General features: G+C 66.8%; 18 protein-coding genes. 14 read left to right on the forward strand and 4 right to left on the reverse strand.

The features are described 5' to 3' along the window. Position 1: 1 nt before the first annotated feature. Positions 2–1,324: an NsdA family TPR-like regulatory protein gene (locus tag EHO50_RS33750; protein WP_128435041.1), complete on the reverse strand. Its 1,323-nt coding sequence runs from the start codon at positions 1,322–1,324 to the stop codon at positions 2–4. 326 nt (positions 1,325–1,650) lie between these two features. On the opposite strand from EHO50_RS33750, the gene EHO50_RS33755 reads away from it, so the two are divergent. The 6 genes from EHO50_RS33755 (at position 1,651) to EHO50_RS33780 (ending at position 4,009) form a co-directional block, all read left to right on the forward strand. Then, positions 1,651–1,833 (forward strand): hypothetical protein, encoded by a 183-nt coding sequence (locus tag EHO50_RS33755; RefSeq protein ID WP_128435042.1) that lies wholly within the window; start codon positions 1,651–1,653, stop codon positions 1,831–1,833. After that, the gene (locus tag EHO50_RS33760; RefSeq protein ID WP_128435043.1) at positions 1,830–2,054 is read left to right on the forward strand and encodes a hypothetical protein; all 225 of its coding nucleotides are present in this window, start codon (positions 1,830–1,832) and stop codon (positions 2,052–2,054) included. Before EHO50_RS33755 ends, EHO50_RS33760 begins: the two co-directional genes overlap by 4 nt. Continuing rightward, entirely contained in the window at positions 2,051–2,503 is a 453-nt protein-coding gene (locus EHO50_RS33765; RefSeq protein ID WP_128435044.1) for an ATP-binding protein, read from the forward strand. The genes EHO50_RS33760 and EHO50_RS33765 overlap by 4 nt, the downstream gene beginning before the upstream one ends. Further along, positions 2,476–2,664, forward strand: a complete 189-nt coding sequence (locus EHO50_RS33770) for a hypothetical protein (protein WP_128435045.1) — start codon at positions 2,476–2,478, stop codon at positions 2,662–2,664. The genes EHO50_RS33765 and EHO50_RS33770 overlap by 28 nt, the downstream gene beginning before the upstream one ends. 157 nt (positions 2,665–2,821) lie before the next feature. After that, complete coding sequence (locus EHO50_RS33775) at positions 2,822–3,064, forward strand: hypothetical protein (protein WP_128435046.1); 243 nt, start codon at positions 2,822–2,824, stop codon at positions 3,062–3,064. Between the two features lie 42 nt (positions 3,065–3,106). Next, complete coding sequence (locus EHO50_RS33780; RefSeq protein WP_246101658.1) at positions 3,107–4,009, forward strand: TauD/TfdA family dioxygenase; 903 nt, start codon at positions 3,107–3,109, stop codon at positions 4,007–4,009. Between the two features lie 124 nt (positions 4,010–4,133). Here EHO50_RS33780 and EHO50_RS33785 read toward each other — a convergent pair whose 3' ends face one another. Beyond that, positions 4,134–4,907: a glycosyltransferase family 2 protein gene (locus EHO50_RS33785; RefSeq protein ID WP_128435048.1), complete on the reverse strand. Its 774-nt coding sequence runs from the start codon at positions 4,905–4,907 to the stop codon at positions 4,134–4,136. 66 nt (positions 4,908–4,973) lie between these two features. On the opposite strand from EHO50_RS33785, the gene EHO50_RS33790 reads away from it, so the two are divergent. Genes EHO50_RS33790 through EHO50_RS33800 form a run of 3 tightly spaced genes read left to right on the forward strand, consistent with a single transcriptional unit; the run spans position 4,974 to position 8,771 of the window. After that, positions 4,974–6,224 (forward strand): nucleotide sugar dehydrogenase, encoded by a 1,251-nt coding sequence (locus tag EHO50_RS33790; RefSeq protein ID WP_128435049.1) that lies wholly within the window; start codon positions 4,974–4,976, stop codon positions 6,222–6,224. A 52-nt stretch (positions 6,225–6,276) separates the two neighbouring features. Next, positions 6,277–7,665 carry a hypothetical protein gene (locus tag EHO50_RS33795; RefSeq protein WP_128435050.1) on the forward strand — a complete coding sequence of 463 codons (1,389 nt, stop codon included), beginning with the start codon at positions 6,277–6,279 and terminating at the stop codon, positions 7,663–7,665. Beyond that, entirely contained in the window at positions 7,662–8,771 is a 1,110-nt protein-coding gene (locus EHO50_RS33800) for a glycosyltransferase family 4 protein (RefSeq protein ID WP_128435051.1), read from the forward strand. Before EHO50_RS33795 ends, EHO50_RS33800 begins: the two co-directional genes overlap by 4 nt. Before the next feature lie 316 nt (positions 8,772–9,087). Here EHO50_RS33800 and EHO50_RS46155 read toward each other — a convergent pair whose 3' ends face one another. Next, positions 9,088–10,098 carry a TauD/TfdA family dioxygenase gene (locus tag EHO50_RS46155; RefSeq protein WP_128435052.1) on the reverse strand — a complete coding sequence of 337 codons (1,011 nt, stop codon included), beginning with the start codon at positions 10,096–10,098 and terminating at the stop codon, positions 9,088–9,090. 56 nt (positions 10,099–10,154) lie between these two features. Here EHO50_RS46155 and EHO50_RS33810 point away from each other — a divergent pair, with 56 nt between their 5' ends. From EHO50_RS33810 to EHO50_RS46160, 3 genes are all read left to right on the forward strand, one after another. Beyond that, entirely contained in the window at positions 10,155–10,574 is a 420-nt protein-coding gene (locus tag EHO50_RS33810) for an NUDIX hydrolase (protein ID WP_128435053.1), read from the forward strand. A gap of 6 nt (positions 10,575–10,580) precedes the next feature. Next, complete coding sequence (locus EHO50_RS33815; protein WP_181449738.1) at positions 10,581–11,105, forward strand: helix-turn-helix transcriptional regulator; 525 nt, start codon at positions 10,581–10,583, stop codon at positions 11,103–11,105. 246 nt (positions 11,106–11,351) lie between these two features. After that, positions 11,352–12,035 (forward strand): hypothetical protein, encoded by a 684-nt coding sequence (locus EHO50_RS46160; protein WP_425472308.1) that lies wholly within the window; start codon positions 11,352–11,354, stop codon positions 12,033–12,035. 162 nt (positions 12,036–12,197) lie between these two features. Here EHO50_RS46160 and cutA read toward each other — a convergent pair whose 3' ends face one another. Next, positions 12,198–12,524 carry a divalent-cation tolerance protein CutA gene (gene cutA, locus EHO50_RS33825; protein ID WP_128435054.1) on the reverse strand — a complete coding sequence of 109 codons (327 nt, stop codon included), beginning with the start codon at positions 12,522–12,524 and terminating at the stop codon, positions 12,198–12,200. Between the two features lie 631 nt (positions 12,525–13,155). Here cutA and EHO50_RS46165 point away from each other — a divergent pair. Both EHO50_RS46165 and EHO50_RS33835 read left to right on the forward strand, forming a co-directional pair. Continuing rightward, the gene (locus EHO50_RS46165) at positions 13,156–13,332 is read left to right on the forward strand and encodes a helix-turn-helix domain-containing protein (protein WP_425472313.1); all 177 of its coding nucleotides are present in this window, start codon (positions 13,156–13,158) and stop codon (positions 13,330–13,332) included. A 241-nt stretch (positions 13,333–13,573) separates the two neighbouring features. Then, positions 13,574–14,342 (forward strand): site-specific integrase (locus tag EHO50_RS33835; RefSeq protein ID WP_246101662.1); only part of this gene is annotated, 769 nt, incomplete at its 3' end.

Raw genomic sequence — 14,342 nt, forward strand, 5'->3', positions numbered from 1 at the left:
GTCAGGCTTCCAGGGCAGCTAGCGGATCCGATCCGGTACCGAGCTGGTGCTGTCCGGACAGGCGGGTGAAGTCCTCGATCCGCTCGCCGAGTTCCCCGGCAAGCTGGGCACCCCTGAACGGGGCGCCGGTCAACGCGCGCCGTACCCGGGCGGTGCGGGTCAGCAGGCCGGTAGCGCGCTGGTCGCGCGGCACGGCCCACACCCGTTCGAGGGCTTCGGCCGCGCCGTCGAGGTCGCCGCGCAACAGCCGGGCGGCGGCCAGGTCCGCCCCTGCCCCACCGACCACGCGGGCCGAACGCAGGGCCGCCGGGCGCTCGGCCGCAAGCTGAAGCGCTCTGGTGGCGGCGGCCTCCGCCTGGTCCCCATCGCCGAGTAGAAGGCATGTCGAGCTGTTCGACATCGCGACGCGTTCGACGGTGAACCCGAACTCTCCGGCTACACCATCGTGGAGGTCGTCTGTCGCCCCCTGGCCGTCGGCCTGCGAGGCGTCCAGGGCACGCTGTGCGGAGGCGACATCTCCGAGGTACCCAAACGCGCGGGCCTCGATCGCCGCGAGCCTGCGCCGCGCCACGTCCCCCAGGCCGTTGAACATCTGGGCCTGCCGCGCCAGGCGCGCGGCCTCAGCGGGCTGGTCCTGGAAGTACGCGATGTACGCCAGCGTCCCGCCGGCGAACGCGCGCAGTGGATCGAACCGGGCCGTCTCCCCGTACAGGGCCGCCGACCGGCACAGGCGCTTCGCCCCGTCCAGTGACCCGAGGTCGAAGGCGGCCGTGGCCAGCAGCGCGCACGCCTGACCCGCCGCAATCAGCAACTCTTGCGACTGTGCAGGGACTTGTGTGCGGCCACGCTGCGTCTCGGCCTCCTCCCGCAGCCCCCGCGCCTGATTGAACACGTCGAATGGCGCCTTCGTGCTGTACTCGCGCGCCAACGTGGCCACGTCGTCCCGCAGTTGGTCAAGGGTCGTATCCGAGATGGAAGCGGCGGCAGCCTCGGCGGCCTCGCTCTGGGCGTCATGTGCAGTCATCAGAATTTCGTCTTCCAAGTTGAACGCGGGTGCGGGTGCCACAGAGGGAGGCGCCTCGAACAGGGCTGCCGCATCAACCCCGAACATGTGCTCCAGTACGGTGCACGCCTCCGGTCCCGGAAGGGTCTGGACCCGACCGGCCGTCCAGCGCCGGAACTGCGCCTCGGATACCGTCAGATTCCGGGACCCCTCGGCAAGCACCTGAGCCGCCGCACGGCGAAAGGCACGCTCGAAGTCGACGTAACGCCAACGCCGTTGATCCACCAAGACCTTCAGCAGCGTCCGAGCCGTCTTACTCATATCGCTCCCTGGCCTCTCGGCATGCTCGCGCGGGCGCTTCCCTCACTGGAAGGGGAACCGCCAACCCCTTGGCAGCGCAACACCCCCAGCGCACATGACACGTTGACGCTACCCGCGCGCCACGAAGGTCACCGGAACGAGCGCCAGATGACACCCGGTACAGCATGGCGACGCCACCCGGACCGGGCGGAACCTGTCGGTCGTCGCTCAACACTCCGCAATCCGCAGAGACCGGAGCCCGGCGGCACACAGCCCCGCTCGCTCTCCGTTTCCCCGCGAGGAGCGAGCGGGGCACCGAACCCGACCGCGAGCGATCAGAGGCCGCGATGACCCACATCCCCCAGGAGCAGCAGCACCCCACGCGCACTAGAACCAGCAGCGCGCCGCCGGCCGACCGCACCGGGCCGATAAGCCCTCAAGCCCGCGACCACGCCGACCGGCACGGTGACCCGTCCCTCTGGGACACCGAGACCTGCCGCCTCTACATCGAACTCGGAGGCGCCTCATGACCACACCCGGCACCCCCACACCCGCCGGCGAACTCGTGGACGCCCCCGCGCTCTACTACGAGCAGCTGACCGAACGACAGCGGCAGGGAAAATCCTGCTGCTGGTGCGCCGGAACAGCCGACCAGCGGTTCCCGGTCCTGATGCTGCTCGCGACCGGCGCGCAGCTGTTCGCCCGCACGCCGTGCGCGGGCATGTACGGCGTGCAGGAGGTGGCGTCATGACCCTCGCCCCGCCCCTGCCGATCGCCCCCGCGACGCGCACGGTGCCGACCTACACGCAGACGCTGTCCCTGGTGTCCTCCTCGGCGGCGCTGGCCCGCATGTCCACCCGGACGACCCTGGAATGCTGGTCGCTCGAAGGTCTCGCGGACGACGCCGAGTTGATCGTGTCCGAGTTGGTGACCAACGCCGTACTGCACGCGCGCCCCTTGAAGCCGACCCGGGACGAGCCGGGCCGGTGCAGGCTGACGCTTCAGCAGCCGGAGCCGGACACCGTCCGTGTGTGGGTCACGGACACCTCTCCCCGCCCTGTCGTACGACGCGACCCAGGCGACGGCGAGGAGGGTGGCCGCGGTCTGCTCATGGTGAATGCCCTCGCCACGCAGTGGGACGTCGTCCCTGCGTCGGGCGGCGGGAAGTCGGTGTGGGTCCAGCTGAAGGCGTCCTCGTGATCCTCGACGGCTTAGACCGGGCGCTGGAGGAGACCGGCCGTTCGCCGCGCCGGCGGCGGACCCGGATCGGGTGGCGGCAGGTGGCAGTACAGGCGCTTTTCTTCGTCGCCGTGACCGCCGTCGTCGTCGCCCTGCTCTCCTACGGCAGCGCCGACAGATGATCTCCGGCGGTGCCGGGCGATGTGCGCGACGGTCGCGCCCGGCCGCCGGGTTCCGCCCTTCTCGTACGGAGCCCTTCAGGACGGCCGGTACCAGTTGGCCGCGCATGACCTCAGCCGTCTGTCGATCAGCCCCGAAACCCCTGCAAAAGGACGTCCTTTGATCACCCACGCTACCCCTACCGAACCCGCCCCCGGGGCCGGTCTGCGCTTCGACCGCACCACCCGCTTAGGAGTCCTGCCCATCGCCCTCCACAACGACGACGGACCTCCGCAACGGGCCGCCCTGTTCCTGGACTGCGCCGAACTCCTGCGCCTCGGGGCCGAGATCGACGCCATCCTCGACCAGGCCGAGACCGGCGGCACCGTCATCCCCCTGCGCATCCCGCCACCGGCGCCGTGACAGCACAGTCCTTGAAAACCCCAAGTGAGAAGGAAGCTCCGCGTGTTCATCGGCATCCCGAGCGAACTCGAAGCCGCTCTGATCGACCATTCTCTCCTGCCCTGGGAACTGGACGGTTCGTTCCTGGCGAAGTCCACCATGGAGCGGTACCGGACCGAGCTGACGGCCACCCCGCGGTTCGAGGAGACTGCCGCGACGCTGCGCAGCGCGCTGACCGGAGAAGGGGGCGGATACGCCGTGCTGCGGATAGGGAACCTCGCCAAGGCGCTGGGGACGGACGACGACCGGTTCCTGCGGCTGGTGACGGGCTTCGCGGCCGAGGTGGCCGTCCCTTTCTCGCCCTTCCCGCGGTGGCCCCTGTGGAAGGACATCGGGGTCAAAGTCGACAAGGACCCCGGAAAGTCCAGCGGCATCGGGTACAACGCCTTTCACATGGACCTGGTGAACGCGACCCTGCCCCCGGACTACACCACGCTCCTGTGCGTTCGCCCCGACCCGCTCGGCGGCGGCCCCAGCATCCTCTCCGACGCCCACGCGGCGGTGGCGCGACTGTCAGAGGACAGCCGCGCCCTGCTGGCCGAGACGGCCTACAGCTACGGGACATTCTTCGACCTGCACGGCATCGGCAAGGAGTACAAGCCGTTCCCGATCCTGGACGGCTCCGACCCGGGCGAGGGGTTCGTCCGATTCACCGCCAAGATGCTGGAGCGGTCCCAGCTCGGCCAGGCGCACGCCGACGCTGCCAGGGAACTCGCCGAGGAACTCGTCCGGGGGCAGGTCTCCTTCATGCTCCAGCCCGGCGACTACCTCATCGTGAACCAGCGCCGCTTCCTGCACGGCCGGCAGGCGCTCCAGAACGGTCAGGAGAGCGTCCCGGTCGCCGACCGGCGACTGCTCCTCCAGCTTTTCCTGCGCACGAGGGCCGGCGACGGCTCGGCCGCGTAGCCGGCCGACGGCACCGGTGACCTACTACCGAGTCCCGCCCCCGAGCACGCGGCACGGCCACGGGGCGGGCCAGGTCGGGCACCGCCGGGAACGGTCGCGCACCGGACCGGGCCCGTGCACGGATCTAGATGCGCGAGTTGCGCAGCGACTGCCACACAGCGCCGGCCAGCGCCCGCGTCGACCGAGGGACCGACAGATGCTCGTGCTTGCGGTACAGGGCCCAGTTGTATTGCACGAGCGACAGCTTGTTGGAGGACAGCGATTCCGCCTGGTGGGCCCTGTACACCGCAAGCGGCTCAGCCAGGCCCCGGGCGTCAGCGCCGTCCCGCATGATGCTCAGCCACAACGCGTAGTCCTGGCGTTTCCGCATCTCCGGCATCAGCCTCGTGCCCAGGACATTGCGGTCGTACATGGCGGTGAGAGCACCGATGTGGTCTCGGACCAGCATCGCGCGGTAGTCCACGTGCTCCCGCGCACGGATCACCCGCCCGTTCGGGACCCAGTCGGTGCTCTCGCCGTCGTAGTCGGCGTCCATCTTGAAGTACGAGGTGAACGTCAGCGGCGCATCACCTTCCGCGGCGAAGGCGAGCTGCTTCTCGGTCTTCTCCGGAAGCCACATGTCGTCGCTGTCGAGAAAGGCCACGTAGTCCCCGCGGGCACGCTCGATCGCGAGGTTGCGGGCCCGGCCCGCACCGCCCCGTTCGGGTGCCGACTCCGGCAGGACGCGCTCGTCCTGCGCGGCGAACTCGCGGAGCAGGTCCATGGAGCCATCGGAGGACTGGTCGTCGGTGACCAGCAGCTCCAGGTCGCTGTGGGTCTGCGTGAGCACCGACCGGACGGCTGCGCCGAGGGTGGCTGCCGAGTTGTACACGGGCATCACGACAGACACCAGGGGCACAGCGCTTCTCCTTGCCAGTCCGGGAACGACGGCCCATTCAAGCATCGCAATCGAGTAGGAGCTGCCATGCAGATAGTCGTCGCTGGTCAGGGCTATGTAGGGCTTCCCCTGGCCGTACGCGCCGCAGAGGTGGGTCACCATGTCGTCGGCTACGACGTGGACCCGCACCGCGTCCAGCAGCTCGCCGCCGGCCAGTCCTACGTGAGGGACGTGGACTCCTCGCGGCTGCGCGTAGTGCTGGACACCGGGGTCTACTCCGCGACCGCCGACGCTGCCGCGCTGGCCGGCTTCGACATCGCGGTGATCACCGTGCCGACCCCGCTGCGGGACGGCGTGCCCGACCTGACCTACATCGAGTCCTGCGCCCGGACGCTGGGCGAGCACCTTCGCCCCGGTACGACGGTGGTCCTGGAGTCCACGAGCTATCCCGGTACCACCGAGGAGCTGTTGCTGCCGATCCTGGAAGAGGTGTCGGGCCTCAAGGGCGGAGTGGACTTCCTGGCCGGATTCAGTCCCGAGAGGATCGGAAACAAGCGGTGGTCGTTCGACGGGACGCCGAAGCTGGTGTCCGGAATCGACGCCAAATCACTCGACGCGATCAAGGGTTTCTACGACGGCATCTTTCAAACCACGGTACCGGTTTCCGGGACCAAGGTCGCCGAGCTGGCCAAGCTGATCGAGAACATCTTCCGGTTCGTCAACATCTCCATGGTCAACGAGATGGCGATGCTGGCCGCTTCCCTCGGCGTGAACATCTGGGAGGCGATCGACGCCGCCGCGACCAAGCCCTTCGGATTCACGCGGTTCACCCCAGGGCCGGGGGTCGGTGGGCACTGCCTGCCCGTCGACCCGTTGTTCCTCTCGTGGAAGGTGCAGCAGGAGCTCGGCGTCCCTTTCCGGTTTGTGGAACTCGCAGCCGACGTGAACCGGTACATGCCCGACTACGTCGTCCGGCGTCTCGTGGAAGCACTCGACAAGCGCGGCATGCCCGTCAGCGGATCTCGGATCCTGCTGCTCGGCCTGACCTACAAATACAACGCCACCGACCTTCGCAATTCACCTTCGGCACGTGTCGCCGAACTTCTCGTCACCCTCGGCGCCCAGGTCCGCGGCGCTGACCCCAACATCCCGGAGGGCGAAGACACCGAGCTGAACGTGCCCCGGGTCGATGCGAGCTCGGAGGAGATCACGGCCTCCGATGCCGTGGTGCTGCTCATGGACCATCCCCGATTCGACCTCCCGGTGATTCAGAAAAACGCGGCCTATGTTCTCGACTGCCGAAACCGCCTTTCCGGGCCGAACGTCGAGATTCTTTAGGTCCCCGAAATATCCTCGCCCCGCTGCCGATCTTCCATACCCGGGAGTTCTCTTGCGCGACGAATGGGAACACGCCCACACGGACTACACCGTGCCCGCGCAGCGCCACGTTCCTGCCTCGCTGGCCGAAAGCGAGAGCGACTGGCGCCACTACCTGGAGCGCTCAGCCCCCAACGGCTGGCTAATACAGCACAACGCCATGACCGAAGCGCTCGTCAGCGGACAGCCGATGTACCTGCTGCACACCACCAAGGACATCGACGCCATCCGCACCAGCCGGCAGTTGCATGTCTCCACCGGATGCCTGGTCGGGGCCCTGTACTGCTCGCCTCTCGCCAGCCAGCGCGAGGGACTGCGCCCACACAACCTCGGCGCCTACCTGATGGAGACGAAGCCTTCCACCACGCCCATGATCTTCGAGGTCATCCCGGATGCCCCGATCCAGCCCAAGGGCGTCGACTACCTGCATCTCGGTGCCATCCACCTGCGCACCTACCTGCGCTACCAGAGCTTCCTCACACCAGCCGAGAACGATCAGCTCGACCGCGCCGTGCTGGCCGGGCTGCGTGCCGGGGCCGTGTTCCTCGACGTCGCCCTGCGCAACGCCGTCGGCCACACCACTGGGGCTCCCGAGTTCATCGACCAGTTGTCCGATGCCGTGGCCCACGTGCCGTTCCTCGGCTACCTCTACTTCGAGGTTCTGTCCGAATACCTGATGCTCCACTCCGCTACTCCGGAGACCAAGACCTATGCCCAGGTGGGAGAGCTGAACAACTGGCTCTACAAACGACTCGCCTTCGCCGCCGTGGACGGCATGGGCCAGTTGTTCGACCTGGCCCGTTTCAATCCGCGCCATCACCGGCTGGTCCAGCTCATCGAAGGGATAGAACCGGCTCTCGGCCCGGGAGTCGCCGAGTATGTCCGGCGACGGCTGTCCCACCTGTTCGCCCGGACCGCGCTGCACCCGTCCCAGGACGCGGCAGCGGTCACCTTCCAGGGCGCTGATCTCAGTACGGCCCGGAAAGCCGCGCCTGGACTGATCGGCCAGATGGCCTTCCGCGAGATCCGGTACATGGCCCGCTATCGGCAGTTGTACCACTGCTTTGAGAAAGCCAAGGCTCTTGAGGCGTGGGACTACTGGAACAGTGAGGGAATACCCACCCCCTTCAATGGAATCCTCCCCAAGGGAGAGATTGGGATAAATCCCGTCTACCCCCGGTCGTCGGTCAGGGTATGGACGGCAGAACAGGACAGTAAGGGCTATTTACATCCGGCCGAGGAGGTCATGGCCGTCTTCACGCCGCACCTGGCGTCGTGGTGGGCGCCTCCCCGTCAGCGCGAGATGCGGAAGGCCACCGGTGATTCACGAGTCGAGTTGGCCCTGGGGGCCGATCTCCGGTTGCCACCCCCACGGTCATCGATGAATGGAGTTTCCGCATGACCACCAAGCTCCTGAACATCCTGACCGGCATCAACCGCACCGCCGCGCCTTCGTCTGGGGGCATGATCCTCGCCAACGATCTCTACGGAGCGATGCCGGAAATCCACACGACCTTCCTGGGCAGGGCGCCGGTCGATCAGGCTTGGGAGGCTGCGTTTGATCAACTGATCACCCTCTCCACGACGAAACGCCCCCACGGCCCGGACTTCGACCCCTATGTTGACGAGTTGACGCGTGAGGTCGGTGCGCTCATTGAGAAGATCCAGCCGCATGCCATTCACGCCCAGTACCTCGGGTTCGCACTCAGCCTGGCCTTCACCCGAACTGCCGGCAACATCCCGATCATCTCCATCGCCCACGGTCCCGACGTGATGATGGCCGAGCGCAGCGCATCGGAACGCGAGGCCATGAATGAAGTCGCTGCCGCAAGCGCCGCGATCGTTGCCCCGACCTCCGCCCTCGCCGACCGCATCGACCATCTCACCGGACGCCGATTCACCGATCGACTCACCGTCATCCCGTGGGGCATCCCATTGAGTGATGCCCGGGTACGCGATCAACCGCCTACCGGAAGCGGACCCCTGGCTCTGGTGCACGCCGGCCGTCTGGACGACAACAAATCCACGATCACCGCCGTCGAAGCCCTCGCTTCAACCGACCAGCCGCACCACTTGACCGTGATCGGCAAAGGACCCCTACGAGAGCACCTGGAACAGCAGGCCATCACACTCGGGCTGCGGGACCGAATTCAGTTTGAGCCGTTCCTAGCCCGCGCCGAACTGTGGCGCCGCCTGCCGGACTTCGACGCCTTCGTCTTCACGACCAGGGGTATGGAGGCTTTCGGGCTCGTCCTCATCGAGGCCCAAGCCCACGGACTTCCGGTTGTCTACTCCGATCTTCCCGGTGTGAGGGAAGTCCTCGGGAGCACCGGCGTTCCCTACACTCCTGGCGACCCGCGCTCGCTGGCCGTGGCTCTGGACGAGATGGGCCGGGACTTCCACCGGCGCAAGGCCCTGACCAAGGCGGCTCTCGATAACGCGCGCCGATACGACATCACTACCACCGGCCGCCAGCTTCGCGAACTGATGCTCCGCGTGACCTCGTGAACTGGCCGTGCACCTCGGCCAGTCCACGCTTCGCGTGCACGTTCGGGCGATCGGCGTCTGTACCGCTTCCGCGGCCTGGCCCGGCGCGGCAGCCTGAGGACCTTGTCTCGGGAAGGAGCAGTGCTTGACCTGCACAGATGATGACAAAAAGGCTGATGAAGAGCTGGGGCTCGTGTTCGACGGGGACACTCGGGTGGGAAGCCGCGAAATTCATCACGCTGCGCCGCATGGCCCGCAGGCTCCCGCACCTTCTCAACGGTTCATTGACGATCGCCTGGAAGGTCGACCGGCGTGCCGTTGTCGCGCTGATGGCCTGTCAGCCCTCGCCCGCTGGCCCCAAGCTGCAGCGACAGCGGCGACAGACGTGGGGGATGCTATCGATCCTGCGGCGAGCCTTTGGGCTCGGTCCGTCATCATCCCGCCTCCGATGGCATGGGTGTACCGGCGGAGGTGGGGGCGTCGGGCGCGCGAACCCTCGCAGCATGGGAAACAGCGGCTTCCCAAGGGCGCGGCAGAAGAGCCGATCGCCAGTGAAGGCACGACGCGCGTGAAGTCGGCGTTCGTTGTCCAGCAGGTACCCTTGGCCAGGAGCCAGGTCGAGACGCACCTGGTGACGTCCGGCTGTCGCCCGCAGTTGCGGGAGGTAGGGCTGAACGATCGGGTTCCAGCGCGCCAGCCCGTCGAACCGCAGGCGCACGGACACCCTCAGACCGTCGTGGGCGGTGAACACCTGCGTGGTATGACCGTCTCCGGCGCCGAAGAACGCGGTGCGGGGTTGTGCCAGCGCAGCCCCGGCCTGCCGATCACCAGTGGAGAGGTCGTAGTGCACGGCCTGCCCACCGGTGAGCAGGCATTCCTCATCGGTTGCGCCAGTTTGCCCGCACACAAGGAGCACAGGACGGGGCGGATTGGGTGTGCCGGAACGTTCGGTGTGCGGATCGAGAGGGCCGTTGCCGAACCCGGCAAGGCCCGCCCGATGCGCGTCGCGTCGGGTGTCGCAGATCGTAGTGAGGCCGTCTGGGTCACTGTCGCGGTGCGGCACCAGATGCATGATCCGAGTGGCAAAGGTGAGCACCGCAGTGCGTGAGGCAAGACCGTCGACAGTGACAAAGCCCGTTTCCCGCCGCCCCGCGATCCTCTCTTCCGCTCCCGGCACGGTGAGGTCGATACGGTTGCGTACGAAGACGTCGGCGTACGGCTGATGAACTCGGCGCCTCCTGGATCTCCATGGCGGGGATGTGGTGCTTTCACTGTTCGGCGCTGCTGAGTCGGGGGTAAGCGAGAGATTGTCGACCCGGGCAATTCGCCCACGCCCGACTTGCGCCACTGGCCGCGTGCTACGTTCCGACCACCCCCGGCCGTACGTGCAATCCGAGGAGAGCGATGGCGTACACGCCCCCCAGCTGGCCCGTCTCCGTCAAGGGCGTAGCCGTGGACAGCCGCCGACGCGTACTGCTGCTGAAGAATGAACGCGAGGAGTGGGAGCTGCCCGGAGGCCGACTCGAACCCTCCGATGGCACACCAGAGTTGGCGGCGGAGAGGGAGATCGAGGAGGAGACCGGCTGGGCGGTCAAGGCCGGTCCTCTCCTGGACGTGTGGATCTACCAGCCCCTGCCCGTGACCATGCCGGACCGGCGAGTCGTGATCGTCACCTACGGCTGCGCCGTCCTCACCCCGGACAAGACCCCCGTGGTGAGCCACGAGCACAAGCAGCTCGGCATGTTCACCGCCGACGAAGTGCCCGACCTGACCATGCCGGACGGATACAAGCAGTCCATCGCCGCCTGGTGCGCACGGATGTGACCGACCATGGACAGCGCGATGGTGGCACGGCGCGCGCAACACACCCTGTGGCACTGGGCAACCCCGCAGGCCGAGTCCATCCTCGCCACCCGCGATCTCGGGATCATCCTCCGCTACCACCGTGCCGCACACGGCATGAACCAGTCCGAACTCGGGCAGCTCCTCGGCTACGACAAGACGTACATACCGCTCCTCGAACTGGGCAAACGGAGCCTTGACGACATCGGCTCCTGCCGACACATCGCCGAGACCCTGCGTCTGCCTCCGCACATCGTCGGCGTCACCGATCCCGCCGACACCGACCACCGCGCCATGCTCCAGTTCGGCGAGTCCACCGTCCGCCTCTCCGAGATCGCCCGACAGTCCGGACATGCCTCCGACGCCGTCGCCGAGCTGTGGCCCCTGGGCGCCCGGCTCGAAGCACGAATGGAGGACGGGACCACGGAACGCGGGACGTCCTCCACCTCCTGGCCCGAGCCCGTGTCGGCCTCGGCGTCGCCCTGGGCAACGTCCTGCCGGAGGAACGACTGAGCACCGCTGCCCGCTGGACCGCGAAGAGCATCGACATCGCCCGCTACTTCGGCGACCCGGCCTTCACTCCTATGTGTTGCGCATGCAGGGCGACGAGCTGCAGAAGGCTCGCCTCCACGGAGCCGCCGTCGACCGTCTGCAGCACGCGGCTGCCGTCGCTCCGACCACGAGGCGAAAGCAGCCGTACTCCCGCTGCTCGCTCGTGCCGCCGGCTCCCTCCGGAACCAGCCTCTGTTCGACGAGGCCTTGCGGGAGACGAACCGGCTCCTTGAGGAGACCGAACACACGTTGTTGTTCAACCCCTACGCCCTGCACGAGATTCGACTTCCAGGGCTGATGGCCACTGGCAGGACGGACATCGCCGTACAACTGGTCGAGCAGGGCAGTCCTATACCGACGACCACGGTCGCCCCGCAGTGGCGCGTGATCGAGCTCATCACCGTGGCCCAGGTACGGCTGGCCGCCTACGACTGCGGCGGCGCCGTGCAGTCCCTGCACACCGCCGTCGATGAAGCTGTCCGCCAGTGCCTTCCCCACCAATTGCAGCGCATCGCGCGCGCGGCGCACCGCCGGCTGCCGGAGATCAGGGAAGTCGCAGACCATGCCCTGGACGTCACGACTGAGTGCGCGGCGAAGGCCGGGCATCCTCCCCTCAGAGCCTTGGCCCTCACCTACGCCAGCTACGGGGCTCCGACACCGAAGAGGAAGCTGGAAGTCCTGTCCCAAGCCTCCCAGGATGTCCGCGGTCACGGCAACGCCACGGCCGCAGCCTGGGTCCTCGGAAGGCACGCGGAGGAAAGTGCCGCGGCCAGCGATGAGACAGGAGCGCTGCGTGCGCTCGACCGAGCACGCTTCGCTTACGACTTCGCGGATCACACCAGCGAACAGGCATGGGTCCCGCTTCGTGACACCGTATCGGATGGCTCGTAAGCCCAACACGATGAGCAAGGAAGGCGCCGCGAAAATCGCCGCGTGGCTCCCCGACAGTGAGCGGGAACTCGCCCATCACTTGCGGCAGTTCGCTTCCTGAATCGATCCCCTCGTACACGGGCGAGCTCAGGACACGAGCGCCGTCACGCCACACGTCGCTTGTCAGTCCTGCGTTGTCTCCTCAACAACCCACGACAGGTACGCCTCCGACCCGCCGGTCACAGGCAGCGTGATCCACTGGGGGACGTGATACGGGTGCTTCTCGGACAGCCACGCCTCCAGCTGCGGGAGACGGTCTGTCGTCGTCATGTACGAGATACGCCACTCCCGTGCCGTCTCGACCTCGTTCTTCCACCAGTAGACGGCGGTGATCGGCCCGTCGATGTGAACGCCCGCTGCCAACTTGCTCTCAACCGCACCCCGTGCCAGCGCCTTTGCCTGGTCCTCGTTGTCGATGGTTGTCTGCGCGATCACAATCCCGTTGGCCATGCAACTACCTCTCCAGCCCGGTGTACCACGACCCTACTCAGCTGCCTCTCCGGTGCGTCGAGTGCGGGGGCCCAGCACCTCAGGTGACGGCCTGAGCTGGCACGATCACTGCTCGACTGAGGGTCGGGAATCCGTACCCGAAGCATCTACCTCATGGCCCGCCGCCTCACCGGCGAGGGTCGCCCTGAACAGGCGCGGAACCTGAGCAGGAATCAAGCGCGAGTCACCGGACCAGACGCTCGGTTCTGTCGCCGGAGAAGCCGTCCATGCAGTCAGTCATGGGACACCGGGAGGAGTGTCTGGCGCGCGGGCAAGGACGACCGGCTGGTCGGTCGGGAAACCGCGCATGGCGTCGAGTCTTCCTGGCAGCCAAGGTGTTGGGACGGACGGCTCTCTGTTTCTACCGAGAGCTACTCGGCGTCTGCAAGACCTACCACCGTGATCGCCAGTCAAGGACAGAACCTGGCGGGGACGCAACATAGCCGACGATCGCCGGTTAGCCAAACCGGCGATCCTGCGGACTATTGATGCGGGTTCCGGAGAACAGCCCTTAACGCGCGCTTATAGAAGTTATCCGGTGCGCTGGACAGTTATGTATGCCAACTCGGGAGAGAACGTGACGGTGCGCTTCATGGATGCCAGGGAAACGGCTGAGTATTTGAACGTGTCCATCTCATGGCTCTATAAGAATTCCGTGCGTTCCGGACTGGCAACCTACAGATTCGGAACAGGCCCGAATGCCAAGATCCGATTCAAAGTGTCAGAGGTTGAAGCCTGGGTGAAGCAGCAGCGAGTGATGGGCGGATAAGGCTCTTTGGGCTGGTCCATGCCAGGAACCCCTGCAGTCGTGCACGTAGATAGTCTCTTGGTGGTGAATTTTGCAGAGTCGTTCATTGGTTCGTGGGATGGGTTCGTTTTTCAAGGAGTGTGAGCATCCGCGGTCGCGGTGGTCGAAGTGCCCCCATCCTTACAAGGTCCGGTACCGGTCGGCGGCGGGGCGGCAGTTGGAGGAGTCCGGGTTCGCGACCCAGGATGCGGCCATCGAGCGTTTGACGGAAATCTACAAGGCGAAGAAGGCGGCGCCGCGGGGCCAGGCGAAGGCGGAGCGGATCGCTAGGTACGGCGCGATGCGGTTCGAGGAGTACGCCGGCGAGTGGAAGGCCGGCCAGCGGGATCTGGGGCCGGCGTCTGTGGTGCACCTGGATTCGCTGCTGAACATTCATCTGCTGCCGCTGCTGGGCAGCCGGCGGATGAACTCCTTCGACCACAAGGTGGTTGAGGGCTTCCTGCAGACCATGGAACGTAACGGCATCGGCCTGGCCGCTCAGGCGAACGCCTTCGACAAGCTGAAGGCGATCCTGCTGGACGCGAACCGGCTCGGGCTGTTCGACGACAACCCGGTGGCCGGGGTGAAGCCGCCGCAGTACGACCCCAAGCGGGTGGTGATCCCGTCACCGGAGCAGCTGGGTCAGATACGCACCGCCGGTGACGACAGTTTCCTGCTGGTCGCCGATCTGATGAGCGGGTGCGGCATGCGCAACGGTGAGGCGTTCGCGGTCAACCTCGACAACATCGTCGCCGACGACGTCTACCGCATCGCCGAGCAGGTCAACCGGACCACCTGCCAGTACGAGCGTCTCAAGCACCGCAAGGTGGGCGAGTACCGGGACGTGCCCCTGCCCGCGCGGGTGAGGCAGAGCATCGAGTGGTACGCCGCCAAGCACGGCACCGTCGACGGCTACCTGCTGCGCCACCCGAGCGACCCGTCCCGCACGTTCCCGCATTACCACATCGCCAACCAGTGGCAGCGGATCAAGA

The sequence above is a fragment of the Streptomyces cyaneus genome (assembly GCF_004028635.1).
Taxonomy (GTDB): domain Bacteria; phylum Actinomycetota; class Actinomycetes; order Streptomycetales; family Streptomycetaceae; genus Streptomyces; species Streptomyces cyaneus.

Bases quoted from the DNA above. Each gene is read 5' to 3' on its own strand.
- EHO50_RS33750 (WP_128435041.1), bottom strand. From the start codon at position 1,324: ATGAGTAAGACGGCTCGGACGCTGCTGAAGGTCTTGGTGGATCAACGG.
- EHO50_RS33755 (WP_128435042.1), top strand. From the start codon at position 1,651: ATGACCCACATCCCCCAGGAGCAGCAGCACCCCACGCGCACTAGAACC.
- EHO50_RS33760 (WP_128435043.1), top strand. From the start codon at position 1,830: ATGACCACACCCGGCACCCCCACACCCGCCGGCGAACTCGTGGACGCC.
- EHO50_RS33765 (WP_128435044.1), top strand. From the start codon at position 2,051: ATGACCCTCGCCCCGCCCCTGCCGATCGCCCCCGCGACGCGCACGGTG.
- EHO50_RS33790 (WP_128435049.1), top strand. From the start codon at position 4,974: ATGCAGATAGTCGTCGCTGGTCAGGGCTATGTAGGGCTTCCCCTGGCC.
- EHO50_RS33800 (WP_128435051.1), top strand. From the start codon at position 7,662: ATGACCACCAAGCTCCTGAACATCCTGACCGGCATCAACCGCACCGCC.
- EHO50_RS33810 (WP_128435053.1), top strand. From the start codon at position 10,155: ATGGCGTACACGCCCCCCAGCTGGCCCGTCTCCGTCAAGGGCGTAGCC.
- EHO50_RS33815 (WP_181449738.1), top strand. From the start codon at position 10,581: ATGGACAGCGCGATGGTGGCACGGCGCGCGCAACACACCCTGTGGCAC.
- cutA (WP_128435054.1), bottom strand. From the start codon at position 12,524: ATGGCCAACGGGATTGTGATCGCGCAGACAACCATCGACAACGAGGAC.
- EHO50_RS46165 (WP_425472313.1), top strand. From the start codon at position 13,156: ATGGATGCCAGGGAAACGGCTGAGTATTTGAACGTGTCCATCTCATGG.